Genomic DNA, 25116 nt, shown 5'->3' on the forward strand with positions numbered 1-25116 from the left:
TGGGATTGGTATCATGCCCAGGTTTTTTACGTGTTACTGAGGAATAGCCATGGCAGGAAAGAAATCGCCGCGCAGAGCCCAAAAAAAAGAGATTTTGCGTCGATTCGACGACAGTTTTGACCTGATCCAGCTGGATCTGGGTTTTGAAGTGAAACGCATCAAGCCAAAAGCGATGCTGTACGGCTTGCTTACCGCATTCACACTCTACGGCATTGCATTCAGTCTGACCTATTATGCAATGAGCAACAACAACTTACCCTTGGACCTTTTTTCCAAATTGGTTTGGGTCATCATGATACCAACGACTATCGTCGGCTTCTTTGTATGGCAGCTAAGCAGAAACCGCATGGAATACCCGGTTCGTATGCGTATTCGTGAATATATACATGCCATTGAATCAAAAGGTGGTTTGCTGTGGCGATTCTCACCCCTGCTGGATTTGCTACCTACACCGAATCCCGATGTGAAAAAAGCCTTTGCCTATTCTGAACAAGACAAGATCGAAAAGCTGGATATTGATGATTATATTTTGGCTGTAGATACCTTGAGGGAACTACTGTTTGATAGTCAAAGCAACCGTTTTACTAGCCAACTTGCTGAAAAGCTGGAAGATAATTTTAGTCAACAGACGAGGGCGGCATAGCCTCTATTTCAGTTCGATATAAGTTTTTTCCTATAAAATTCAGGCCGTTGTTCAAAAAATGAGTTATTGAAATGCGGCAAATATCTTCATTTATTTTTATCTTTATTACGGGCTTAATTCTGTCTGCTTGTTTTCATAAGGCTGAAGAACCCAATCTTGGTGCAATGGATCTTGCGCTTTTTCATCCGGAACTGCCTAGTCATGGGACGTATGCGGAGCTATTGGGCGCACCGCAATTGGAAATTAGTACTATTGAAGACGCTCAGGACATATCGGGCAAAATCGTCCTTCGACTGCTTAACCATATGGCTATCTACAGTGATGAAGTGGATCTCCTCGCCTCATCAGGTATAGGCACGATTGGTTTGGCGCCGGCTTTTAAACCCAAGGGAAAACCAAGAATTCTGTATGCAAATACCTGTGTAGCGGAAGGTGATAGTGAGGAACTGGACGCAAGCGAAGTTGACGTCAAGAATCTGGAGAATTTGACATCGGTGTTTCTTGATGACAAAGACAACAGTGGCACGGTATCGGAAGGCGACGGGTGGATACAGCTGATATCACATTGCGAAGAATCCGATCTTTCGAATACAACCGGGACGTTGTATTTCAGCAACTTTGCACACCAACAGGATGCCCTGACCGGTGTAGACGCGCCAATTGCCGAATTGAAAGTGGATGCACACTTCGAATCGCAGTATGTGAATACCTTTCCATTGTCAATTATGTTTGAACACTTCAGTGCGATATTCAATCGAAGTTATGACGCAAATGACTTTGTCACCAGTTCGTTTGTGGTTGTGCCAGGGGCGCATTCTATGGCAACGCGAACGGCTTCTGAAGAGAGTATTCAGCAATATGTGCTGTTTTATGAGGACGCTTCTGTTACCTATGTTGAAAGTGCCGATGACGAATTTGAATATATAAACTTTAAGGGAAAGTATTACGACAGCGATCTTGATGCTCATATCGTTGTTGATGATTTACAAATGACGTTTGACTATGCCTACGATAATAATCTTGGTGCACTTACCGAGCTTAGTATGACACTAAATTCTGAGGCCGTTACAGTCTCATTTGCCGACAGTATGATTACAATTACTATGGGCAGTGAAAGTGTTGAATTATCAATCTCAGAATTTTTAGGCGCGGAATATCAAAGTATCGTTCCGATGGATTAGCTTTTCTCCTAGTTGGCTAAAAAGGGTATCATATCGATACCCTTTTTTTATCTTTGGAAGACAATGCATCACATAGAAATTCGTGAAAGCAGCCGTGCCCGGCACCTGAGCTTGAAAATCACTTCATATGGTCAGATCGTGGTAACTGTTCCTCGACGAATGCGCAATGTTTGTGTGTCAAGTTTTGTACAACAGCATCGCGAATGGATCGATAGTCGCTTGGATAAATTACGGCAAACTCGCCAGGTGTCTGCTGAAGCTGATGTAATGGAACCGAAGCAGATTACCTTGTTGGCCACGGACGAAAGTTTTATCGTCGAATTAAAGTCGAAATGTTCGCAAAATAATCGTATCTGCGAATATCCCGGCCGTTTATTGGTAGAAAATTCTGGTACAGTTGTGTTAGCCGACCAGTTGAAACATTGGATGCAAAAAAAATCAAAATCTGTGCTATTGCCATGGCTGGTACAGAAAAGCCAAGAAACCGGCCTTGTTTACAAAAAAGTAAGTGTGCGAGGGCAAAGAACCCGCTGGGGAAGTTGTACTGCGACAGGAAATATTAGTCTGAACCGTAATCTTCTTTTTGTACCGCCAAACTTGCTCGACTATCTTTTGCTTCATGAGTTATGCCATACACGCCACTTAAACCACTCACGTAAATATTGGGAGCTTGTTGCCAGTTTCGAACCAGACTATCGAAATCTGGAGCAACAACTCTCCCATGCATATAGCTACGTCCCTATGTGGGCAGTTATATAAAATCGACAATTCGTATTACAGGGAAATATAGACTTTCCCATCTTTGACACTACATGTGTAGGTTGCGAGATCTTTTTCGCCCCTGATGAAGTTTAGAGCTTGTATGCCCGGTGGAAAATTTGCCCATTTGCAGGCCTTGCCATCTCGAATATCGAATTCTGCACGATGAAATTTACACTGTATCTTGCCGTCTCCAACGATTTTTCCCTTGGCTAGAGGAGCACCCAAATGGGGGCATTTGGCTTGTGTGGCAAAAAAACCGTCAGGAAGATGATAAAGTACGTATTTTTCACCGGAAGCTTCTACAGCCTTCAGGGTGTTTAACGGGACGTCAGACTCATTTGCTACCAAAACATCAGCCATGATTTCTCCAAAATATGTGATTTAATCCTCGAATTCTAACACAAGCGAGTGTATAGGGCTGAGAGAGTACGGTGGTCAAAATGTAAATGAGCGGTGTGTCATATTTCTGTAACATAGATAGGGCTTAATTCGAATTCAGATAAAAAGTGTCATCTATGAAAGAAATCCATTTATTGATTGTAGAAGATGAGCCAGCTATCAGAGATATGCTCGATTTCAGCCTGGATCACAAAGTTTTTCGCTTAAGCATGGTCGAAAATACCGCGCAGGCGCGTCAAATAGTGCTTGATGATCCCCCTGATCTTATCGTTTTAGATTGGATGCTTCCAGGTGAGTCTGGTGTCGAGTTTGCGCGATATTTGAAGTCACAGGAATTCAGCAAAGAAATTCCAGTTATTATGCTGACAGCAAAAGGTGAAGAAGATGATAAGATCCGTGGCCTGGAAGCGGGTGCAGACGACTATGTGACTAAACCCTTTTCACCACGAGAGTTAAGCGCAAGAATTAAAGCGGTCCTCCGTAGAGGCTCTTCTGCCACGACAACGGTCTTTGAGTTCGAGGCCCTCGTCCTCGATGTTGAAGCGCATCGCCTTACCATAGATAAGCAATTAATTGAGCTTGGACCTACAGAGTTTCGGCTTTTCAAATTTCTTTTGAGCCACCCCGAAAGAGTGTATAGTCGCGGTCAATTGTTAGACCGGGTTTGGGGCAATAACGTCTATGTTGAAGAACGCACTGTCGATGTGCATATTCGCCGACTACGTAAAGCCCTGGGAAATTCAGGGTACGACAAGTATGTCCAGACTGTCCGAGGCGCGGGCTATCGCTTTTCCAAACAGGTATAGGTTTGTCACGCAATACCGTCACTGAATTGACCAGATTTTTTCTTCTTCTGGGCTTATCTGCTTTCATTGGCAGCCTTTTCGGTGCGGCACAGCTGTTCGCGCTGTTTACTTCTATAGGCATTTCCCTATTCCATATTGTACGCATTACCCGTCTAGAAGAATGGATGGGCAGTAGTCAGAGGGAGGTACCCGAAGCGAATGGTATATGGGGCAAGATTTATGATCATTTACATCGCAATCAGAAGCGTAATCACGCGCAAAAAAAGACGCTCGCTGCAGCGTTGTCACGCTTTCGACAGATTACCGCTGCATTGCCCGATGGCGTGGTGATTCTGCAGCGTGACCATATTATCGATTGGTGTAATGACTCATCAAAACGTCTTTTAGGAATTCGAACTCCCCACGACATCGGACAGCCAATTACTAATCTTATACGTATTCCTGCATTTTCAAAGTATTTAAAAAAGAACGAGTTTAATGAGACGCTACAAATTCGTTCTCCTGAAAACGAATTCATCAGTTTGAGTATTCGTATTGTACCGTACGGTAAAGACCAAAGTTTAATGCTGGCGAGAGATATGACGAAAATTAATCGTCTTGAACAGGCTAGAAAAGACTTCGTTGCGAACGCATCCCATGAACTTCGTACGCCCTTAACCGTGGTAAACGGCTATCTTGAGGCCCTGGCAGAAGACGATAGCGAGGAATTGAAACGATACTCGATGCCCATTCAAGCCATGCGTGAGCAAACGCTACGCATGCAAAACATCGTTGAAGATCTGCTGGTACTTTCTCGACTCGAAAACTCCGCGACCTTTAACGATACCGAAAAAGTTGATATAGCTGCACTACTAAATGAGGTTTATTTAGAGACACAAAAGCTGGCTAAGGAAAAGAATCAAATCGTTTCCTTGAATTCGGATGTCAAGCACTTGGTGCTGGGTAACCACGGAGAATTGTATAGCGCAATTTCAAATCTTGCGTTTAATGCGGTTCGATATACACCGGTAGGCGGAAAAGTATCTCTGTCCTGTAGGGATGCTATCGACGGTATTAAAATTTCGGTTGAAGACAGTGGTATAGGCATTGCGCCTCAACACATTCCGAGGCTTACAGAGCGTTTTTATCGTATCGATACAGGTCGTTCAAGAGAAACGGGTGGAACAGGCCTTGGACTGGCAATCGTTAAACATGTTTTAATGCGCCACAATGCAAGGCTGGAAATTGAAAGTAACGTAGGTAAAGGTTCGAAGTTTACTGTCTTTTTCCCAGAGTCTCAGTTTCTCAATGACAGCGACGATGTCACAAAAATGTCATAAATCTTTAATAGTATTGTCACCTGACTGATCGACACTCGTTCTCTAATGATTTATTTGATCTACAGGAGCATTTATATGAGATCTTTGTACATGTCAGGTATATTTTTCCTTAGCCTGATTTTCGCTTCCTCGGCCATGTCCCAAAGCAGTGTGGATGAAGGCCTTCCAAACTACTCCAAAGCAAGTGGTGTATCCGGCAATATTTCCAGTGTTGGATCAGATACCTTGGCGAACTTGATGACGTTGTGGGCGGAAGAATTTAAACGCCTGTATCCCAATGTGAACGTACAAATTCAGGCCGCGGGTTCTTCGACGGCTCCTCCGGCACTAACAGAAGGGACTTCGAATCTTGGACCTATGAGCCGTAAAATGAAGGACAAAGAAATCGAATCTTTTGAAAAACGACACGGATACAAACCAACGGCGATCCCGGTTGCGATTGATGCCCTGGCGGTTTATGTCCACAAAGATAACCCAATCAAGGGTCTAAGTATCAAAGATGTCGATGCGATATTTTCCAGTACCCTGAAATGTGGTGCCGACAAGCCATTCCAGACATGGGGTGACGTGGGTTTAACCGGAAGTTGGGGAAGCCGTACGCTACAGCTATTCGGTCGTAACTCTGTTTCAGGTACCTATGGCTATTTTAAGCAAAAGGCCTTGTGTAAGGGCGATTTTAAAAACACAGTGAATGAGCAACCCGGTTCAGCCTCTGTTGTACAGTCTGTATCTTCTTCCTTAAATGGTATCGGTTATTCAGGCATTGGTTATCGCACCTCCGGTGTACGCGCATTGCCGTTGAGCAAGAAGCCGGGTAAACCCTTTGTTGACGCAACTGCCGACAATGCTGTAAACGGCACCTATCCTCTATCACGTTTCCTCTATGTTTATGTGAATAAGCATCCGAATAAGCCTTTGCCTCCCTTGGAAAGGGAATTTCTCAAAATGGTTTTATCCAAAACCGGCCAACAAGTGGTAATTAAAGATGGCTATATTCCTTTACCCGCAAAAACAGTTGAAAAACTGTTGGCGGCGGAATTGAAGTAATTCTAGTAGCGGTAATTGTTGCGGCCAGAGTATGTATAAACGAAAACCACGTATTTTGTTTGTTTCTCTGGCCGCCAACGGAGCTGCGCTAATTGCCCATGAAATTTGCGCTAAAAGCTCGTCAGAGTACCTGGATTCACGCGGTGTTTTTTTACCGTTGAGTGAAACCAAAACGAAAGAGGAGCAGAGTCTAAGTGAAATTACGCAAACTCGAGATCGTCGTCTGGCAAAAGAAGACTTGGACTGGGCCGACCTTATTGTTGAGATCGGTGGCGTCGAAATATCCTCGGAATTCAAAATTCCGCAGACGACTAGTCGAAAAAAGTGGACACTTGATGACGCTTTGTTGCAGGCCGCAGGGATCTCAGACGATGCATCAGGGTGTGACAATATTTCTAAGGAATTTGATCGCCGTATCAAGAGCATGGTAGCGGGAATACGTATGCTGTCATCCTCAGACTAGATCTGTAACATTTCTGTAACATGACGGTAATAATATTGCTGCCATGAACAAACCCACAAATACACAATCACTTCTTCCTTCTGGCGTAGAAGCACTTCGTCGTCATAAGCGTCGTATTTTATTGGATAAATTCTGTCGTTACGGAATAGGGTTTGGTGGCGTTGGCGTCATTATCGCTATTACGCTTATTTTCTTTTATCTTTTCTGGGTGGTTTTGCCTTTATTGTCCTCAGCAAAAATTGAACAGTTTTCTCACTTTCCCGTACCCGGTTCCGGCAAGACAGTCTTTTACAGTGTCGAAGAACAAACCGATCTGGCATTGCGCATAACTGACACTGGCCAGTTGATATTTTTCGATACTAAATCGGGCGAAATTAGAGAAACGCTTGAAATACCGACTCCCGAAGGTGCGTCAATCTCGGTGATCGAGCGAGGTGATCCGACGCTGGGTGAGTTTGTCGTTGGTTTCGACAATGGTAGTTTTTATGCTGGTAAGATTGCCTACAAAATTAGCTATCCTGGTAATGTTCGCACCGCGAAGCCATCGCTTGAACATCTTAGCGGGGAGGAGCCTCTGCCGCTAATTGATGACGTAGAGGACGCGGTACGTTTAATCGCCATCCAAAGTGGCGAGGAAGGCTTTACCGTTGCAGCGACATTGTCCGATGGCCAGCTGATGGTGGCGGGTTTCGAAAAAGAAGAATCTCTTTTTGACTCTGAAGTTTCCTATTCTAAAACATCGGGATTGATTGAGAACGTTGAAGGCGATTTTTCCCGCCTGCTCTTGAATAAAACCCAGGATGTTCTTTCGGTACTCAGTGATGACAAAATCCTGTATCGCTTTGACATTCGAGACAAAGAAGAACCCGGTGTAGTCGAGCAGGTTGACGTCTCGGACGGCGCGCGCGTTACAGACATGCGCTATCTCGCGGGCTCAGTTTCTTTGTTAATCGCAAATGACAATGGCAACATTTCGCAGTGGTTTGCTGTTCGAAATGAGAATAATGTTAAAGGGTTGACTCGGATTAGAGACTTCGAGATGGAGTCACGTAGTTCTGTCAAACTCGCACCTGAATATTTCCGCAAGAGCTTTGTCGCCTTTTCTGAAGACGGCAATGCTAGTCTTATTCATACCACCGCGCAGCGAGTTTTGTTAACGGAGCGCTTATCGGATAAGGAATTTGTTAACGCGAGTTTTGCACCTAGAGCCAATTTTCTCATTGCAGAGACGAGTAACGGTGAGGTGATGAGCTGGCGTGTTCACAACGAACACCCGGAAGTCTCGTGGCACTCACTTTGGGAAAAAGTCTGGTATGAAGGATATAGTGAGCCCGAGTTTGTTTGGCAGTCATCCGCAGCGAGTAATGATTTTGAACCGAAGTTCAGCCTGGTACCTATTTCATTTGGTACGTTAAAAGCCGCATTTTATGCGATGCTGCTGGCTATGCCATTGTCAATACTCGGTGCAATCTACGCAGCCTATTTTATGGCACCAAAGCTCCGCCAAAGCGTTAAGCCAACAATAGAAATTATGGAAGCGCTTCCGACGGTTATTCTTGGATTTCTTGCAGGATTATGGCTGGCGCCATTTTTAGAGGAGCATCTACCTGCTGTATTTGCCCTGGTCGTATTGATACCTCTTGGAATTATTCTTTTTTCATTGCTGTGGTCAACATTGCCGGGACAAATTCGAAATTCTGTGCCAGACGGATGGATGCCGATCCTGCTTATTCCCCTCATTCTATTGTTGAGCTGGTTGGCGATACTAGTGAGTCCCGGTATGGAAAGCGTGCTATTCGATGGAAGCATGCCGTCATGGATGAAGTCCGAACTGGGTATTGATTTCGATCAGCGAAATTCTTTAGTTGTCGGGCTTGCTATGGGGTTTGCAGTTATACCAACCATATTCTCCATTGCCGAAGACGCAATTTTTAGCGTCCCAAAGCACTTAACCAACGGTTCACTGGCTTTGGGTGCGACGCCTTGGCAGACACTGGTGCGAGTTGTACTTCCTACGGCAAGTCCAGGCATTTTTTCTGGCGTTATGATTGGTTTCGGAAGGGCTGTGGGAGAAACCATGATTGTGTTAATGGCAACAGGGAATACGCCGGTTATGGACATGAGCATTTTTCAGGGCATGCGTACGCTTTCTGCAAACATCGCAGTGGAAATGCCAGAATCCGAAGTTGCCAGTTCACATTACCGCATACTCTTTCTCGCGGCGTTGGTTCTGTTTGTCTTTACATTTCTCTTTAATACCCTGGCAGAGCTGGTGCGTCAGCGTCTGCGCGAAAAATACAGTTCGATCTAGGTGTTGGTGATGAAGAAAGTCAATATAAAACACTGGTACCGTTCGGGTGATCCCTGGATCTGGCTGACTGCGGGTGCTGTCGCCATCAGTATGATTATGGTCGTCGGTTTGTTAATGCTAATTGCCGTGCGCGGTCTGAGCTACTTCTGGCCCTCAGAAGTTTATCAATTCGACTACCGAAATAATGACGGTACAACGAGCGAGATTGTCGGCGAAATATATGACACTGAAATTGTCAGTTCTGCACGTTTAAGAGAGGCAGGTGAACCCGTTCCTGCCGGAGTGACGGAGATTACGCGTTTCCTGATTAAGATCGGTAATCGAGATGTCTACGGCATGGATTTTAAGTGGCTAAACGAAACACAGATTATCTCTCGCAAGCAATCTACGGAGGCAATGATTGCAGAGCGAACCGAGTGGGGAAATTTCTATGGAAATCTACAGGAAGTAAGAGAATCCGGTAAGCCAGTCGCCTCCGGTGCTGGTGCTTGGCAGGCGCTTGGTGAGAGACTGGTTCGCGCTACAGTCATTGCCGAGGAGATTCATAAAGTAGAAAAATCCGAAATTGGCGCTATTAACTATTCCCTGGAGCGCATTAGACTAAAGCAGCGAAAGCATGAACTGAATGGTTCACTTACTGAAGAAATTAAAGCTGAACTTGATGCTGAAAGAACAACATTAAACCAGGAATACGAATCCCTACAAAGCAAACTCGCTGGCCTGTACAAAGATATCGGGCGCGACAGTTTGTTGGCCACCATCGCTGGCGGACAACAGATTGAAATACCCGTCTCCAAACTGGTTAGAGTGTGGCGACCGAATGATTTTGGCTTGTTTGATAAGCTAGGCCACTATTTTGCCAGTTTATGGGAATTTGTTTCAGGCGAGCCACGCGAAGCCAATACTGAAGGTGGAATTTTTCCCGCTATATTTGGCACTGTGATGATGGTTATCATCATGTCTTTCTTCGTGACGCCTTTTGGTGTTGTCGCAGCAGTTTATTTGCGGGAATACGCGACTCAAGGGCCTTTGACCAGAACCATACGTATTGCGGTAAACAATCTTGCAGGGGTGCCTTCGATTGTTTATGGCGTTTTCGGTCTGGGATTCTTCGTCTATTTCCTCGGTGGAAACATCGATCAACTTTTCTTTCCTGAATCGCTGCCCGCGCCGACCTTTGGTACGCCGGGTATTTTCTGGGCATCGCTAACACTGGCGATTCTGACTGTACCCGTTGTGATAGTTGCTACGGAAGAAGGTCTATCGCGTATCCCGCGCAATATACGTGAAGGCAGTCTGGCCTTGGGTGCGACCAAGTGGGAGACTTTGTGGCGTACGATACTGCCGATGGCCAGTCCGGCAATGATGACGGGTTTAATACTAGCCATTGCACGCGCAGCTGGTGAGGTTGCTCCTCTTATGTTGGTTGGTGTCGTGAAGCTTGCCCCATCTTTACCGCTTGATGGCAATTTTCCCTTTTTGCACCTGGATAGAAAATTCATGCATCTCGGGTTTCATATTTACGATGTGGGCTTTCAAAGTCCCAACGTTGAGGCGGCGCGTCCGCTGGTGTATGCAACGGCATTCTTGTTGGTAATGGTAATTATTTTGTTGAATCTCGCAGCTATCGCCATCCGTAATCATCTGCGCGAGAAATACAAATCCTTTGATCAATAAATAGGTATTTTATGAGTCAGGCTATACGCACACATGCAATTAACATGGAAACGCTTGGTCGCGGAGCTAAAGCATCGGACGGTTCTAAGACAGATACATGTATTGATATTAAGAACCTCAATCTATACTACGGTGAAAAACATGCGCTCCACGATATTAATCTCGCGATTCCGCGTCATAAAGTTACCGCGTTTATAGGCCCGAGTGGTTGTGGCAAGTCTACGTTGTTGCGTACCTTGAATCGCATGAATGATCTGGTGGATGGCGTTCGTATTGACGGTTCAATCAAGATTGATAATGAAGATATATATGCCAAAGACATCAATATTTCGGAGTTACGCCGACGTGTCGGCATGGTTTTTCAAAAACCAAATCCGTTTCCAAAGTCGATATATGAAAATGTCGCCTACGGTTTGCGTTTGCAGGGCATAAAAAGTCGAAGAATGTTGGACGAGGTCGTTGAAAAATCTCTGAAAGGCGCGGCATTGTGGGAAGAAGTTAAGGATCGCCTGCATGACAGTGCCATGGGATTATCTGGTGGACAGCAGCAGCGTCTGGTAATTGCCCGTGCTATCGCCATTGAGCCGGAAGTTTTGTTGCTTGATGAACCTGCTTCCGCACTAGATCCTATATCGACCTTAAAGATCGAAGAGCTGATTTATGAATTGAAAGATCGTTTTACCATCGTGATCGTTACACATAATATGCAACAAGCCGCACGGGTGTCAGATTTTACGGCTTTTATGTATATGGGTGAGTTGATTGAATACTCAGATACGAATACCCTGTTTACTAACCCAAAGAAAAAACGTACCGAAGACTATATTACGGGACGTTACGGTTAACAATTCCTGGAGTCAGTGATGGACAAAGAAAGCATCAGTCACCACATTTCCAAGCAGTTTAACGCTGAACTGGAAGATATTCGCAATCGCGTTTTGAGCATGGGCGGTTTGGTTGAACAGCAGCTCATTCTTGCTATTAAGGCGATGGTGGAAAGTGACAAAGAAGCTGCTGAAAAGGTGGTAGAAAGCGACTACAAAGTCAACGCCATGGAAGTCGAAATAGATGAAGAATCGGTACAGGTAATTGCACGGCGACAGCCTACTGCAAGTGACTTGCGCCTGGTCATTGCCGTTATCAAAACGATCACCGATTTGGAACGTATTGGTGATGAATCAGAACGGATTGGTCGTATGGCACTGGACGTCATGAATAACCCCAGTCTGCAGTTGCCGATTACCGCATGGGATAACATGGGGCAGCGCGTACGCCGCATGTTACATGATGCGCTCGATGCGTTCGCGCGTATGGATGCCGAGGCTGCAATGCGCGTGTGGAACGAAGATAGCAATGTAGACGGCGAATACGAAGGTATTATGCGTCAGCTGATGACATATATGATGGAAGATACACGCGCGATACCTAAAATTCTGGAAGTCATCTGGGCGACACGTGCGTTAGAGCGTATAGGTGACCGAGTTTCAAATATCTGTGAATACATTATATATCTGGTAAAGGGTAAAGACGTCAGGCATATTAGCGTTGAACAAATGGAAAATACCGTTCACGGAAGCTGATGTTGAAAATCTCACGCCGTGCAATATTTTTGTTGCCGGTTCTATTACTGCTGGTATCTTGCGGCATACTGCCGCGGAACGAACTAGCCTCCGATACCGGCCTGCTGTGGCGAGTTGAAGGGAAGGGTATTCCTGTTTCCTATTTATTCGGCACCATGCACTCGGAGGATCCAAGAGTGTTGGCGCTTTCTTCGGAAGTGGAATTTGCGTTCAACTCTGCTTCAAGCCTGGTTTTAGAGATCAACTTCTCTGACGAGAGTCGTCAATACGCCGTCACCAGTATGTTTTTCCAGGACGGCACACGCTTAAGCGATTTATTGTCAGCCACTGTCTACGAGCAAACGCTAAATTTGATGAGTGTTCGCGGTTTGGATGAAGTTCGTGTTTCGCGAATGAAGCCTTGGGCAGCGTTTACCTTGATGAATATGCCCGAGTCCAAAACCGGAATCTATCTCGATATCAGTCTGTACCAGCGTGCACTAGGTGACGGGAAAGAAGTGTTAGGTCTGGAGACTATTCAGGAACAGATCTCGACCTTTGATGACATGGATATGTCGACCCAGGTTCAGTTATTAGAAGGGTCTTTGGGCAAGGCAAAAGACTTTGAAAAAGCGCTGCAAGATACCGTAGAGCGCTATTTGTCACGTGACCTAAATCGACTGAGCGAACTGAATGAAGAATTTCTTGAAGAGATGTCCCCTGAGCTTGCGCATACCTTTCGTCGGCGTCTGATAGACGACCGAAACCAGCGTATGTTTTCCCGCTTGATATCATTGCTGCCTAATCAAAAGTACTTTGTTGCAGTGGGTGCTTTGCACTTGCCCGGTGATACAGGTTTAATTGCTCAGCTACGTGATGCAGGTTTCCAGGTTACTCCTGTCTACTAGCGTTTGCACCGACTTAGTCACCGGCCAGAGAACAGGCATAGCAATAAGATCTTGCCTGCAGCGTAATTGAAACCATCTATGCTCTGGTCTTATTTCTTTGATCTGAATCCCGTACCCGGTTAATCCAGGACGTTTTCTAAAGTATTTCTATATTCCTGTCGACTGTAGATGGTGATTAGTTGTCACTTTTTATGATGTACGGAATAAGAATACTATGCTCATATCAAAATCAGCTGCGGCAACCAAGGGAATTCTGCATAAGCTTTTAATTTCTATGGCATTATCAGTCGCCGTGGTTTTGGCGGCGGTCGTTTATAGTACCTACAACACCTATTCATCTTATGCCGCGTTTGAACAAATTAGCGTATACGAATTCGGCGCGGTTTCGCTTTCGGCAGATACAAACTCCAGTTTTCGTCGTCAGATACAACTATGGGATGATGTTTTGCTAAGTGGTGGAAACGATGAGGAAAGAGAGAAATATTGGAAAGCGGTGAAAGATGCACATGACGATGTCCAAAGCCGCATCATAGAGCTAAAGCAGGCTTCAAAGGAAGCCAAAATGTCAGATTTGTTGGACAACTTCCAGCAAAATCACGCCCAGCTGTTTTTTGAATTTGAAAAGGCCTACCAAGCATTTTTGGAATCAGAATACGATGCGGCTAGTGCCAATCGTCTCGTAGATGAAAAATATGAAGCGGCAGCTGAGCTGGTAGAAGAAATCGAAACGTTTAGTAAGGATAGCCTGGCACTTTCCCTCGGCTCTACCCTAGGTTCGGCGCGTGAAAATCTATTGATTGCTTCCGTAGTGCTGTTAATCGGCATCTGCATTTCCTATGTTGGACTACTGATTCTCGCCAATCGGCAACTCATATCCCCTAGCCGTAAACTCTCGCAAAACATGGCCCAAATTGCTGAAGGTGACTTTACCGTGGAAGTCTCGTTTTCCAGCAATGACGAACTAGGCGAGCTGGCGGAAAATCTGCGGAAGTTTAAATCATCGATTGGCAATATGGTGACCGAAATAATTTCTGTGGTGAATCAGTTAAATCGCTCGGCGGAGGCAATGTCTTCGATAGCGCAACAAACCAAAGACGGTATCCGTCGGCAGAATGACCAGACTGAACAGGTTGCGACAGCTATTAACGAAATGACATTGACGGTTCAGGAAGTTTCCAATCACGCGACGCAAGCAGCAAACGCTGCTACCGAGGCCAATACACAGGCAGACACTGGGAAAACAGAGGTGTCCAAATCGATCGCGGCGATAAATGCATTGGCAAGTGAAGTTGAGCAGTCCGCTGGGGTGATACGTGACCTCGAACAGCATAGCCAGGCTATAGGATCGGTTCTAGACGTCATAAGAGATATCGCTGATCAGACAAATCTACTGGCGCTAAATGCCGCAATTGAGGCCGCCAGAGCAGGTGAGCAAGGTCGAGGTTTTGCCGTCGTTGCTGACGAAGTACGTATGCTTGCACAACGTACCCAGGAGTCTACACAGGAGATTCAGGGAATGATTGAGCGATTGTTGAGTGGAGCGGACAATGCCGTCAATGTTATGGAATCTAGCCAGGGACGAGCGGTAAATACAGTGCAACAAGCCGAAACCGCCGGTGATATTCTAAGTACAATCGTTGGTGCTATCGGTCTGATTAGCGACATGAACGCACAAATCGCCAGTGCGGCGGAAGAGCAGGCTGCCGTTGCCAATGAAATAAATCGCAACATCACTACGATTTCAGACATTTCCAACTCTAGCGCGAAGAATATCGATCAGACCTCAAAGGAAAGTGATAATGTGGCACGCATGAGCCACAGCCTGCAGCAATTGGTTTCACGATTTAAGGTCTAGCCAGTTCCCAGCAAATCTTCCCAGGTCAGTCATTACTTACCTGTCGAGACATTCCCCCCTCCTTTGTCTATACTGTCTCCCTTGTTTAAACTCCACATCTGATCGAAGACTATTCTGAGTTGTATGGGACGTTACAGACCGCCACCCGGGAAAAAATCACCTTATATTACCCCACAGGGCAAGGCTGAACTGGAGGCTGAGCTAAAATACCTATGGCAGGACAAACGGCCGAAGGTGACCCGCTCGGTATCGGAAGCTGCGGCCCAGGGTGACCGTTCCGAAAATGCCGAATATATCTACGGCAAGAAGATGCTCCGTGAAATTGATAGTCGAATCCGTTACTTACAAAAACGATTGGATGAATTGATCACTGTCGAGCGCATTCCCGATGATTTATCGCGTGTTTTTTTCGGTGCCTGGGTGAGGCTGGAGGATGACGAAGGCCAGTTCCTTACTTTCCGTATTGTGGGACCAGACGAATTCGATCCGAAGAGAAACTGGATCAGTCTGGATTCGCCTATGGCTCAGGCATTGTTAAAAAAGGCCATAGGCGATGAAGTATCTGTGCAGACACCTAAAGGGCGTTTAAGCTATATCGTGGATGCTGTGTCATACCAGGGAGAATTTGAATCGTGAAAAGAACAACAATATTGCTGATACTTGCCGTGATGTTTTCAACATCTATGGTGTGGGCCGAAGAAGATGTGTTGATATATCCCGGAGACAAAAAATATAAAACCATACAAGACGCGATAGACGATTTTGATACTCATCAAAAGACGATTATTGAACTACCCCCAGGCGAATACAAACTCACTCAGCCTCTAATCCTTCGTGATGGTATGACTCTGCGCGGCCAGGACACAGCGCTGACGGTTTTGCGCCCAGACGATGGCGTGGAAAATCTTACGCTAATCAAATTGAGTCAGATTAATAGTGCCACCATAAGAAATCTCACCTTCCGTGACGCTCTGGTAGGAATAAATTTAACTGACAATTTTTCTTCCAGTTTTAAAATTCGTAACAATGTTTTCTATCTAGGCGTGAGCCCTGAGGGAACGCAAATGTCGGTTGCTGTTGAACTGTCGGATACTGTTAGTTTGCCAGATGTTCAATTTAATACCTTTTACAAAAATAGTATTGCGATTTCATCAACTGCAGATGTTTTTGGCACTGTGAAAAACAATATCTTTTCGAACAACGAATTTTATACAGATAATCTTGTCAGTAGCCACTTTAGTTACAACTGTTTCGTTAAGAACACGAATGAAATTAACAAAGATGATCCAACGCCTTTCTTAGTGTTTGCCGACGATGCAAAATTTTCCTATATTGATGAAACAAAAAAAATATTCGATTTTCATTTGCAGGCAAACTCACCGTGCAAGGATCAGGGTAGTGTGGATGGTAATACCCCAGACCGATTCGTAGATGAAAAAGAAAGCACAGAAAATATTCCGGATTTCGGTGCATATGGTGGTCCGGACCGCGATCCATATCCATTTTCTGTGACATTGAAAAAAGTCGAAGCGTCATTGGTTGACGATGGAACTTACACTTTGACAGTTATATGGCTCCCCTCAAAAGACTTTATGATGGCAGCAACAGGCTCGCATTATAAACTCGACTTTGGAACGGAAAGCGGAAAGTATGATTTGAGTTTTTCCGAGAGCCTGGCCTCGCCCTACACCATTACAGAAGATTTGGTGGATAAAGAGGCGAATGCAGGTTTTTATACGACAAATATTGCGGGTTTTAATATTGCCGCGCAATCGATAGGAACGCCGGTAATCTCGTCTACGGTTGCCGCAAATCAACGCCTCGAAGTAACCTGGTCGGCGGTAGAAAATGCCAGCGCCTATCATTTGACCTACTCTCGCAATGATGATGGCAGCGATTCGAAGACAATAGAAAATATTAAAGGTACGCACTACCTGATCGAAGGGCTTGAAAACGGCGTTGCTTACTCTGTTTCGGTGGCGGCAATATTTCAGCCAACATTTTATTTCCAAATGCGCGCGGTTGAAGGTTTGAGTGGCAGTAATTTTGAGAGCCACGACAATTCAAAACTTGAATACAGTATACCGCTTGGCGACGATATCGTCAGTGCGCCATCGGTTTCAGCAATGGCTACTCCCGACTTTGTGCGGGCGTATCCTGCGCTGCCTAATGAGGGTTGTTTTATTGCTACCGCAACATTTGGAAGCTACGAAGCTTATGAAGTGCAATTTCTACGCGATTTTCGTGATCGATTCTTACTTACGAATAAACCCGGAAGGCACTTTGTTAATTGGTATTATCGTTACGGGCCAATTGCCGCTACATGGATAAATAGGGCGCCAGAATTTAAACCCCTGGTACAGGCGGTACTCTATCCATATGTAGGGATTTCACGAATGTTTTTGAGTTTCGGATCTGTTGCTTCGGGATTGATTCTGTCGATTCTTTATTTTGTACTAACATTGTTTATGTTCAGACTGACCAAGCCTTTATTAACGGGGCGTGCTCATGATTAAAATCAATCACCTCAGCCTTTGTGTTTTGTTGTTTGTATTGCCCAGTGGTATAGCTCACGCTGGTTGGCAAATGGAAAGTAAGCTGGGGGTGTTTCAGCCAAACTATCAAAACTGGGCAACCTATTATGGTAAGGATTGGACAGGCGCTGCTTCCCTCTCCATAGCGTATAAACCGATTAGACTTATTGCGATTGGTGTAGACATGGTTTATCTCCGCGCGAGTGGGGACGGTGGATACCAGAGTAGTGGCGCGCTAGGTGGTGAGGTCACGCATGAAATGGCACCTGGCTCTGCATATCTCGAGCTTAGTGGGTATATTTTTCGTAATCAGTGGGTCGTACCGTTTGTCGGCGGTGCCTACGGGCGCATGACTTATCGGCAACAAGTGACATACCAGCCAGATATTATTGGCAATCTATATGGCTCAACGGTTTTTGCCGGAGCACGAATCCTGCTGGATGGACTAGACCTGAACGCCGCTAAACTGTTACGTGAAGACTACGGAATTGCGCATTCCTATTTGACGCTTGAGTTGAGGCGATTAAGTGCAGAAAAATCGGGCCAGGATCTTGGTGGTAATTTCCTGTTTGGCGGTCTAAATTTGCTGTTTTGATTGGGCCTGGAAAAAGTCGTTACACTTTCGACCGGAAAAAGCGATGTCAGATTGTTGTTCTAGCGAACGAGATACAAAAAAAGCCGCCTGTCCAGGTTGCGGTCAACAAGGCGCACGAGTGAAAGATGTCACTTTGCGCCACCAACTCGTGTATCCCTTGAGTCGAGATATCGACGAGCAACATGTCTATTTTTTCTGTGCTACAGAATCTTGCAACGTTGTCTATTACGAAGCAGATGGCAAGCAATATCATCAAAACCAGGTGCGTACTCCTGTGGGGCAAAAAAGTCACAGCCCCGATGCCTTGGTGTGCTATTGCTTTGGCATTAGTCGGGCACAAATACAAAAAGATCGCGATGATGGTGTATCAAACGCACGAGATTTTGTTCAACTACAGACCAAGGCAAAACTATGCGCTTGTGTCGAACGAAATCCATCAGGAAAGTGTTGTCTGTCTGACTTTAACTGCTGAGCCGTTCAAAAATACGAAAGCCGGCTACGTAGGTTCCGATACCAGATCCTAGAGATGCGAGCAGAAAGACCAGCAAAGTACGGGTCACCCGGTTTTTCCACCAACCGATCACACGCGTTGTATCACTACGCAGTTTTTCAAAATCTCCCACGCTAGGTTTTCGAACATAGAGTTCTGCTGCCGCTGCCACCATCCCCGCGCCTATCATCGGATTCAACGAGGTAATTGGTGCCGCAATAAAAGCGGTGATTATTGTCAGTGGATGTCCAGTGGCGATGATTGCGCCTATTGCCGAGAATCCACCGTTGATTAATACCCAATCTTTTATCAGCTGAATTCCCAGTTCGGTGTTACGCGAAAACCCAAGCGCAAATCCAATGATAATTATCACTACAATTAGCCAGGGTAAGAACTTTAAAAGTTTACCAGGTGGAGGTAAGCGATCAAGTTTGTCTATTAAGGTCTGCGGTTCTTCGATACCTTTATTCAAATAGTCGGTCATGCCTTTCATATGACCTGCACCGATAACCGCAAGAATATTTCTGCAGTTCTTTTCCTTGAGTTCAGCCACAAGTCGGGCACTCATATACTGATCTCGTTCGTCTACTAGTGGCTTGTAGATAAACTCGGCCTCCTGGGCGAATTGCGAAAAGGTAGACTCGAGAATATCGCCTTCTTTTAGTTTCTCGATGTCCTCTTCAGAAACTTTTTCTCTGGATACGATACTGGCAAACAAACCGGTGATGATAGTAAAGCGCTGCCACCAGGGGACATTACGATAAACGCGTTTAAGTGTTGTACCGATTTCTCTGTCGATAAGTAATACAGGAAGATTGGCTTCTTGGGCCTTCTCTATGGCTATGCGCATTTCCGCGCCTGGTTGTATATCGAATTGCTCGGCCATACGTTGTTGATGCGCACCGAGAGCGAGATTTGCCGCGACCATGGCGGCCTTGCCTTCTTTGAACACCTGAAACAAATCCATTTTTGCTAAAGCGTCGGGATTAACGATGGCATTGTGGCGACTTGGACAAAGCTCAACTGCGATGGCATCGTATCGGCCACTAGCGATGTGGCGTTCTACGGCCTCAGCACTGGCGCGGGAAACATGCGCAGTACCCAGCAAGGTAATACTTGAACCGTTGATTTCAATAACGCTGGTGGGCTGCAGGTTTTCCTGTTCGGATTGTGATTCTTGCATGTGTATTTCAATCTGACTGTTGAGGACCAAATGCCGTCTGGCTTAGCGAAGCAGGCAACGATACCATATCCGTGGTAAAAGCCAAACGAAACTCAAAATGAAACAAGTATATATCGCTGCAAATCTGCCCGATGCCCATATGTGTAAAGACTATCTGGAATCTTTTTCCATGCCCGTGATTATTAAGGGAGAGTTTCTTACCGGGGCAGCTGGTGAGCTGCCGGTGAATGCCTATCCGTCGGTGTGGGTTGTAGATGAACGCGACTACGAACTTGCCCTCACAAAAGTAAAAATCTACGAGCGCCATGAGTCAGTTGATCAGCTATATGATAATGACTGGCTGTGTGAGCAATGTGGTGAGCGAATTGAAGCGCAATTTACACAATGCTGGCAATGTGGCAATCAACGAAATCAGTAACCAATCACACCGCTACTGGGAAGTCCCTCGCGTCCCATCATTGCCCACATAACTTGAGCCACACTCTCTGGTGCAATTACCGTATGTTTATTGTCGGAGCTAAATAATGTTTTTCTCAGTTCCATGCGGATCTGGGGATCACCCGAAAGATCGAATATCACATCGAGTTTTTCACCTAGTTCAACTATCTCTTCAACATTCAACTGTTTAAGCCCTTGTTCCTGGGCGATTTTATTGAGCAAGGTGCCTTTCGCACTATAAACGCCTACGATATTGATGCCCCGTTCTTTCAATAGCAACATCTCTTTTAGGAAAATCTCACTATTGTCCGCGCCGATAATGGCGATATTTTGCATGGTCATAACCCGTCCCCTATGGTTTTTCTAATACCAAGTATAGCGGCGTGTTTAGAGGAAATTTTTAGAAATCCAGGGCTATTGATGCGTGGCAACACGTACGTGTTCCGGTGCGTTACGGGCGCGATCGAGGGCCTGTGCCGCGAGTGCGAACAAGGCGGACTCGATATCGGCATCTTTTGGATACGCAGAAATACCCACGCTAACGCCTACCCGCAGAGTTTTACCATCCCCAATGTTGATGGAGTTGTCCGAAATGGCCTTAACGATGCGCTCAGCTGTTTCTCTGGCACCGTCACCCGATGTCTCTGACAAGATCACCGCAAAATCGTCACCGCTGTAGCGACAGGCGATATCAGTAGGTCTGATCGCAGACGATATCTGCATAGCGACTGAGCAAAGTACCGAATCGCCAACTAGCCTACCATAGGTCTTGTTGACGCTGCTGAAGTTGTCGATGTCTATGAACAAAAGCGAAAAGTCTCGGCCATGGCGTTTGGCCCTTTGCATTTCTACGTTCATTTCGTCGTGAAATTTACTGGCATCGTAAAGTCCGGTCAAATTGTCGTGAACTGACAGGTAATCAATTTCATTTTGCATATTGGAAAATCGCTCGGCCATGATGTTGAATGCGCTGGCGAGGTGTGCAAATTCATCGTTGGTCTTGATATTGGCGCGGCTGCTCAAATCACCTTGGGAATATTTGTGGACAGTACGTTCCAGGCGTTTAATCGGGTCGAGTACGGCATGCTGAAGTGCAAAGGCTTCTATGAGCGCCAGCACCACGCCAAAACAAAATATCACACCTAATATTGCTACGGACACCCACTGGTTTTCCTGGGCGTTGAAACGTAGTTTGCTGATTTCGCTACGGGCGGTGGAGTTGAGGTCGTCAAGAACCGCCATACTGCGGGACAAATGCCGGCTAAATTCATCCATGCGATTGGTCAGCTCATCGTATGGCGGAATGTTGTTTAGGGTAAGCAGTTTCTCGCCGAGCGCCTTGGCTGCTAGCCACTCTGCACGGGCGAGTTTGATCAGGTCGGATTGCTGGGGCCGTTGCACGACGGCCATAGCGTTTTCAAAATTACGATCTATCTCTACGCTGAGCCGAATAAAGTTTTCACGATCGCCGGCTTCGCCGCGGCTGAGATATTGGGAAAAGGGTAGCTCGGTCTGTATCATCTGGTGCTTCAGACGCGTCGCCTGGTCTATCTCCTGAAGCGGGGCATCAATGAGCCTGTCCAGTGTCTGTACGTTGCCCCGGATATTGTTATAGGCGCTGACCATTAGTACCGCGCTCGGAATGATAAGCAAGGTAATTCCGACCAGAATCCGGGTCCGTAGCGAAACGCGAAAATGTCTGAATGCAGGCATGATCCCTGTAAATCCCTTCCACACTAGGGCTGCGCCCTTATTCCTTGTTTAGAAAGAGGAATTAGGCGTAACCAATACAAATGACTATTGTTGTTATCGGGTGTGTTGTTGCTTTTATTTAGGGATTAGAAGGTCTTAAGCGAAGATAATTCCGGGAATTGTCGGGTATGCCCCGAAAAAGAAAAAGGGGTCACAAAAGCGACCCCTGGTTCACTGGGAGGTGAAAACCAAAATGCCAACAAGCGAGTGTTATTGTTTATTCACCCACACTTACTGTCACCGCAGTTAAGACATGTCATGCAGCCGTCCATTTTGATCATGGCGTTGGTGTTGCACTTGGCGCAGAGCTGGGCACCTGCCGGAAATTCGCTGCTGGCGTCATCGTTCTTCGCTGATTTGCCTTCGTACTCGGCGCGTTTGGCCTCGATGAATTGACGCTGATGATCATCTAGTCCATCTGCCTCAAGCAAGCCGATAAGCTGCATGTGGTTTTCGATAACATCGCCAATTTCCGCGACCAGGGAAGGCATGTACTTGCCTCCCTTCTTGAAATAGCCCCCGCGAGGATCAAAGACGGCCTTGAGCTCTTCCACCAGGAAGATGACATCACCACCCTTACGAAACACGGCGGAGATGATGCGCGTCAGCGCAACTATCCACTGAAAGTGGTCCATGTTCTTGGAGTTGATGAAAATCTCAAATGGCCGACGAACCTCGTGCTCCGTGCCCTGATTCAAAACCACGTCATTTATTGTGACGTAGAGAGAATGTTCGGACAGAGGCGTTTTGAGCTTGTAGGTCGAACCGAATAGCATCTCGGGACGCGCTACGTGCTCATTCATGTGTTCCAGTTCCGGCTCCAGAGGTTTGACCTCTTCCGCGGGCGCTGGGGTTTGTTTGTTTTCGTCGTCTTTCACGACTCGATAATTTACGATTTTTTTGTTTATCCTGATACTCACTTCTGTACTCCTATCTTCGGGCTAATCAGTCTGCGCTGATATGGCCTTAGAATTTTCCGTAATAACCTTCTTTGAGGGCGTCATAGAGATTGGCGGCGGTATGTATTTCGCCATCATATTCAATCTCCTCGTTGCCCTTGACCTCGACTGTGCTGCCATCATCCAGGGTAAAGCGATAGATAGTGTTTTCCAGGTCCTTTTCTTTAACCAGTACGCCCTGGAAGGCCTCCGGGTTGAAGCGAAAGGTGGTACACCCCTTTAGGCCTTGCTTGTACGCGTGTAGATAGATGTCCTTGAAGTCTTCGTAAGGATAATCTGTCGGTACGTTGGCGGTCTTGGAGATCGAGGAATCTATCCACTTCTGTGCAGCGGCCTGTATGTCAACGTGGGCGTTGGGCGTTATATCCTCGGCGGTGATGAAATAGTCGGGCAGTTGCTGGTCTTGCTCGATGGCATAGGGTTGCGCGTTCGGGTTGATCATCTCCCGATAGGCGAGTAACTCAAACGAATACACGTCTACTTTTTCTTTTGATTTCTTGCCTTCACGAATTACGTTGCGGGAATAGTGATGGGCAAAACTCGGTTCGATGCCGTTACTCGCATTATTGGCCAGTGATAGAGAAATGGTGCCAGTCGGCGCGATAGAGCTGTGATGCGTAAAGCGGCAGCCCTTGTCGATAAGCTGTTCAACCAGTTCCGGCTCAACATCGGCGATCTTCTGCATATAACGACTATATTTGCCGTGCAGAACCTTACCTTTAAGTCTATCGCCGACTTTTACACCGTCGCGAATCATTTCCGGGCGCTTGCGCAACATCTCAGGAGTAACTTCGAACTCCTCATTCATGATAGGCGCAGAGCCTTTTTCTTCAGCCAGTGCAAGACCGGCTCGCCAACCCTGTAAGGCCATTTCACGCGTGACTTTCTCGGTAAATTCGAGAGAGTGTTCTGAGCCATATTTCATACCGAGCATAGTCAGTGTAGAACCGAGGCCAAGATAGCCCATGCCATGACGGCGCTTACGCAGGATCTCATTGCGTTGGCCTTCCAGAGGCAGGCCATTGATCTCGACGACATTGTCTAGCATGCGTGTGAAGACATCGACTACCTGTCGGAACTCCTCCCAATCAAACTCGGCGGTTTCGGTGAAAGGCTTGCGCACGAATTTGGTCAAATTAATAGAGCCAAGAAGACATGAGCCATATGGCGGAAGTGGTTGTTCACCACAAGGATTGGTGGCGCGAATATTTTCTTCGAACCAGTTGTTGTTCATCTCGTTGACTTTATCGATGAGGATGAAGCCAGGCTCGGCGAAGTCGTATGTGGAGGCCATGATCATGTCCCACAGACGGCGCGCCTTGATGGTGCGATAGATTTTACAGGCAACCTGTCCGCTCTCATTCACGATGTAATTTTTATGTATCGGCCAGTCGCGCCAGACAAAACGCTCCTTGTCGGAAAGATCTATCTTGTCCGATTCTGCCTCTGATTGGGTGACAGGAAACGCCAGCTGCCAATCTTTGTCTTCCAGTACGGATTCCATGAATTCCTGGGTAATAAGAAGAGAAAGATTGAACTGGCGCAGACGACCGTCTTCGCGCTTGGCGCGAATAAATTCCATTACATCGGGATGACCAACATCGAATGTCGCCATTTGTGCGCCGCGACGTCCGCCAGCGGAAGAAACGGTGAAACACATCTTGTCGTAGATATCCATGAAGGACAGAGGACCAGATGTGTGTGCGCCAGCGCCGGAAACATAGGCACCCTTGGGACGCAGTGTGGAAAATTCGTAACCAATGCCACAACCGGCCTTCAAGGTTAAACCGGCTTCGTGAACTTTTTCCAGTATGTCGTCCATGGAATCACTGACGATTCCGGAAACCGTGCAATTAATAGTTGATGTTGCTGGTTTGTATGCCTGGGCACCGGCATTCGACATAATTCGTCCGGCTGGAATCGCGCCGTGACGTAAAGCCCATAGAAATTTTTCTTCCCATTCTTTTTGTTTCTCTGCATCGGTTTCAACTTCGGCAAGAGCGACAGCCACACGGCGATAGGTATCGTCCATGCTCTGGTCGATAGTGTTGCCATGTTTGTCTTTCAGTCGATATTTTTTATCCCAGATGTCGAGAGACGCAGCTTGATAATCGATTTCAGTGACCTTGTTGGGAACGGCTTTCAAATGTGCTGATCGCGCTTTCGCTGATGTCATGATAAATCCTTCTGTATACGAGCAATAAAGTAAGGCTATTTCCTCTCTTTTCCCCTCTC

General features: G+C 46.3%; 24 protein-coding genes. 18 read left to right on the forward strand and 6 right to left on the reverse strand.

What is annotated here, in order from left to right:
• Positions 1–49 precede the first annotated feature (49 nt).
• The 3 genes from OEZ43_03015 to OEZ43_03025 all read left to right on the forward strand — a co-directional run bounded on the left by OEZ43_03015 (position 50) and on the right by OEZ43_03025 (position 2583).
• A complete protein-coding gene (locus tag OEZ43_03015; GenBank protein MDH5544535.1) occupies positions 50–643 on the forward strand; it encodes a hypothetical protein in 594 nt (197 codons plus the stop codon).
• A gap of 71 nt (positions 644–714) precedes the next feature.
• Positions 715–1824, forward strand: coding sequence for a hypothetical protein (locus tag OEZ43_03020; GenBank protein ID MDH5544536.1), 1110 nt, complete (start codon positions 715–717; stop codon positions 1822–1824).
• Between the two features lie 63 nt (positions 1825–1887).
• A complete protein-coding gene (locus OEZ43_03025) occupies positions 1888–2583 on the forward strand; it encodes a M48 family metallopeptidase (GenBank protein ID MDH5544537.1) in 696 nt (231 codons plus the stop codon).
• 15 nt (positions 2584–2598) lie between these two features.
• Here OEZ43_03025 and OEZ43_03030 read toward each other — a convergent pair whose 3' ends face one another.
• The gene (locus OEZ43_03030; protein MDH5544538.1) at positions 2599–2946 is read right to left on the reverse strand and encodes a Rieske (2Fe-2S) protein; all 348 of its coding nucleotides are present in this window, start codon (positions 2944–2946) and stop codon (positions 2599–2601) included.
• Between the two features lie 155 nt (positions 2947–3101).
• Here OEZ43_03030 and phoB point away from each other — a divergent pair, with 155 nt between their 5' ends.
• The 14 genes from phoB to OEZ43_03100 all read left to right on the forward strand — a co-directional run bounded on the left by phoB (position 3102) and on the right by OEZ43_03100 (position 18531).
• Positions 3102–3791 carry a phosphate regulon transcriptional regulator PhoB gene (gene phoB / locus OEZ43_03035; protein MDH5544539.1) on the forward strand — a complete coding sequence of 230 codons (690 nt, stop codon included), beginning with the start codon at positions 3102–3104 and terminating at the stop codon, positions 3789–3791.
• Between the two features lie 2 nt (positions 3792–3793).
• On the forward strand, positions 3794–5110 hold the full coding sequence (gene phoR / locus OEZ43_03040) for a phosphate regulon sensor histidine kinase PhoR (protein ID MDH5544540.1): 1317 nt from the start codon (positions 3794–3796) through the stop codon (positions 5108–5110).
• 75 nt (positions 5111–5185) lie between these two features.
• Positions 5186–6157 carry a phosphate ABC transporter substrate-binding protein PstS family protein gene (locus tag OEZ43_03045; GenBank protein MDH5544541.1) on the forward strand — a complete coding sequence of 324 codons (972 nt, stop codon included), beginning with the start codon at positions 5186–5188 and terminating at the stop codon, positions 6155–6157.
• A 31-nt stretch (positions 6158–6188) separates the two neighbouring features.
• Positions 6189–6620 carry a hypothetical protein gene (locus OEZ43_03050; GenBank protein MDH5544542.1) on the forward strand — a complete coding sequence of 144 codons (432 nt, stop codon included), beginning with the start codon at positions 6189–6191 and terminating at the stop codon, positions 6618–6620.
• Between the two features lie 43 nt (positions 6621–6663).
• Positions 6664–8931, forward strand: a complete 2268-nt coding sequence (locus tag OEZ43_03055) for an ABC transporter permease subunit (GenBank protein MDH5544543.1) — start codon at positions 6664–6666, stop codon at positions 8929–8931.
• A gap of 9 nt (positions 8932–8940) precedes the next feature.
• Complete coding sequence (gene pstA, locus OEZ43_03060) at positions 8941–10608, forward strand: phosphate ABC transporter permease PstA (protein MDH5544544.1); 1668 nt, start codon at positions 8941–8943, stop codon at positions 10606–10608.
• Positions 10609–10652: 44 nt separating this feature from the next.
• A complete protein-coding gene (gene pstB / locus OEZ43_03065) occupies positions 10653–11453 on the forward strand; it encodes a phosphate ABC transporter ATP-binding protein PstB (protein MDH5544545.1) in 801 nt (266 codons plus the stop codon).
• An 18-nt stretch (positions 11454–11471) separates the two neighbouring features.
• Positions 11472–12188: a phosphate signaling complex protein PhoU gene (gene phoU / locus OEZ43_03070; GenBank protein MDH5544546.1), complete on the forward strand. Its 717-nt coding sequence runs from the start codon at positions 11472–11474 to the stop codon at positions 12186–12188.
• Positions 12188–13075, forward strand: coding sequence for a TraB/GumN family protein (locus tag OEZ43_03075; protein ID MDH5544547.1), 888 nt, complete (start codon positions 12188–12190; stop codon positions 13073–13075). The genes phoU and OEZ43_03075 overlap by 1 nt, the downstream gene beginning before the upstream one ends.
• A 214-nt stretch (positions 13076–13289) precedes the next feature.
• Complete coding sequence (locus tag OEZ43_03080) at positions 13290–14930, forward strand: methyl-accepting chemotaxis protein (GenBank protein ID MDH5544548.1); 1641 nt, start codon at positions 13290–13292, stop codon at positions 14928–14930.
• Between the two features lie 123 nt (positions 14931–15053).
• Positions 15054–15566 carry a transcription elongation factor GreB gene (greB, locus tag OEZ43_03085; protein MDH5544549.1) on the forward strand — a complete coding sequence of 171 codons (513 nt, stop codon included), beginning with the start codon at positions 15054–15056 and terminating at the stop codon, positions 15564–15566.
• Positions 15563–17446 (forward strand): hypothetical protein, encoded by a 1884-nt coding sequence (locus OEZ43_03090; GenBank protein ID MDH5544550.1) that lies wholly within the window; start codon positions 15563–15565, stop codon positions 17444–17446. The genes greB and OEZ43_03090 overlap by 4 nt, the downstream gene beginning before the upstream one ends.
• Positions 17439–18059, forward strand: coding sequence for a hypothetical protein (locus OEZ43_03095; GenBank protein ID MDH5544551.1), 621 nt, complete (start codon positions 17439–17441; stop codon positions 18057–18059). Before OEZ43_03090 ends, OEZ43_03095 begins: the two co-directional genes overlap by 8 nt.
• Before the next feature lie 43 nt (positions 18060–18102).
• On the forward strand, positions 18103–18531 hold the full coding sequence (locus OEZ43_03100) for a hypothetical protein (protein ID MDH5544552.1): 429 nt from the start codon (positions 18103–18105) through the stop codon (positions 18529–18531).
• Here OEZ43_03100 and OEZ43_03105 read toward each other — a convergent pair.
• Entirely contained in the window at positions 18521–19732 is a 1212-nt protein-coding gene (locus tag OEZ43_03105; GenBank protein MDH5544553.1) for a TraB/GumN family protein, read from the reverse strand. The two genes, OEZ43_03100 and OEZ43_03105, sit on opposite strands and share 11 nt — an antisense overlap.
• A gap of 97 nt (positions 19733–19829) precedes the next feature.
• On the opposite strand from OEZ43_03105, the gene OEZ43_03110 reads away from it, so the two are divergent.
• Entirely contained in the window at positions 19830–20150 is a 321-nt protein-coding gene (locus OEZ43_03110) for a DUF2007 domain-containing protein (GenBank protein ID MDH5544554.1), read from the forward strand.
• Here OEZ43_03110 and OEZ43_03115 read toward each other — a convergent pair.
• From OEZ43_03115 to OEZ43_03130, 4 genes are all read right to left on the reverse strand, one after another.
• Positions 20144–20512, reverse strand: a complete 369-nt coding sequence (locus tag OEZ43_03115) for a homoserine dehydrogenase (GenBank protein MDH5544555.1) — start codon at positions 20510–20512, stop codon at positions 20144–20146. The genes OEZ43_03110 and OEZ43_03115 overlap by 7 nt on opposite strands.
• Before the next feature lie 72 nt (positions 20513–20584).
• Complete coding sequence (locus OEZ43_03120; protein MDH5544556.1) at positions 20585–21883, reverse strand: diguanylate cyclase; 1299 nt, start codon at positions 21881–21883, stop codon at positions 20585–20587.
• 260 nt (positions 21884–22143) lie between these two features.
• Positions 22144–22842 (reverse strand): NrdJb, encoded by a 699-nt coding sequence (locus OEZ43_03125; protein ID MDH5544557.1) that lies wholly within the window; start codon positions 22840–22842, stop codon positions 22144–22146.
• A 46-nt stretch (positions 22843–22888) separates the two neighbouring features.
• Positions 22889–25057, reverse strand: coding sequence for an adenosylcobalamin-dependent ribonucleoside-diphosphate reductase (locus OEZ43_03130; GenBank protein ID MDH5544558.1), 2169 nt, complete (start codon positions 25055–25057; stop codon positions 22889–22891).
• Positions 25058–25116: the final 59 nt, after the last annotated feature.

Source organism: Gammaproteobacteria bacterium (assembly GCA_029881255.1).
Lineage (GTDB): Bacteria > Pseudomonadota > Gammaproteobacteria > S012-40 > S012-40 > JAOUMY01.